The sequence below is a fragment of the Bacillus sp. 7884-1 genome (genome assembly GCF_002272245.1).
Lineage (GTDB): Bacteria > Bacillota > Bacilli > Bacillales > Cytobacillaceae > Neobacillus.
Map to the genome: position 1 here is coordinate 1 of NZ_NPDD01000172.1, position 1,290 is coordinate 1,290.

Sequence of the window (1,290 nt, forward strand, 5' to 3'; positions counted from 1 at the left end):
GTTCTAAAATCAACAGTTTCCTTTAACACAGCCATAAAATAAATAAGCCCAAAGAATAGCTGGAGATAACGAGTTTGTCTTCAGCTTTTGCTCGGTTTTAGTTTATTAAATGGCTGATTTCTTTCTTAAGAAGGTTTCAAAAGGTCCTCTTATCGATCTTTTATACATAAAATTAGCAACGAATACGGTAAGAAGCCAAACGAGCACCGCAATCAAATCACTTTCCAATTGGCCAATTTGTCCGCCAAGAGCACCAGCATAAGGAGATAAAATGGCAACAAACAGAACAGACTGAATAAGATAAAAACTTAATGAACGCTGTCCAAGAGCTGCAATAGCTTTTGTAATGCTCCCACTTTTTCCTTCCAGTTTAATGACGAGTAATCCAATCAGCGCCGTCCATCCAACTCCACATGCATAACCAGTGAGTGTATGAAGTGATTTTGCTGTTACCTCCCATACATCATTGTAACTTGTCCAAAACAAAGACGACATTAGGGCCATCGGGATCCCTCCGGCTGTCGAAATGAAAAGTCCAAATATAGCAGCCAGGAAAAGTACCTTCTTATGGCTTTTAGGGTTATCGATTACTTGAAAACGTGCAACTAAAATTCCAATCAGCACCCCAGGAATGACTTGATAACTCAGTATAGGTGTGTAGAACATCCAATCAAACATTCGAGTCATAGCTGCCTCAATAGGGTCTGCAATCGTAGCTGAATTCGTGACTTCCATATTTAATGCATCAAAACCTCTAGGCATGTCCGGAGCAAATACACCTACCAAGATTAGAAAAAACAAAGCTAATATGATCATATTTCGATTGGATAATCGTAGAAATAAACCCGCAAACAGGAGAGCGATAAAGCCGTACACTCCGATAATATCCGCGAGAAAAAAAGTTGCATGGAAAAAGCCTATCACTAACATCCAAGCTCCTCTGCGCCGAAGAATTTTTTTAGTATCCTTCCAACTGTTCCCTTTTCTCTCTTGGCCTTTCATTAATTGATGGAGCCCGTATCCAAAAAGGATAGCAAATAAAGGGAATGCGCGCCCGTCAATGAGAACCTGCCGAATAAAAACCGTTAACTGGTCAGTAAAAGTAATTTCTCGTTCTGATGAAAATATAAATTGATTGGCATGCGCCAAAGCAATAAATAATAACATAAAACCTCGAGCTAAGTCTGGTGTTAATTTTCTTTTCGTGAAAGATGAGTTTGTCTTCATCTAATTATTCCCTTTTGATTTATTAAATTGGATCCCTTCTTCAATCCTTTTAGTCTACAAAAA

General features: G+C 38.6%; 1 protein-coding gene. It reads right to left on the reverse strand.

What is annotated here, in order from left to right:
* Window positions 1–105 precede the first annotated feature (105 nt).
* Entirely contained in the window at window positions 106–1,227 is a 1,122-nt protein-coding gene (locus CHI06_RS19965) for a DUF418 domain-containing protein (protein WP_095250367.1), read from the reverse strand.
* Between the last annotated feature and the right edge of the window lie 63 nt (window positions 1,228–1,290).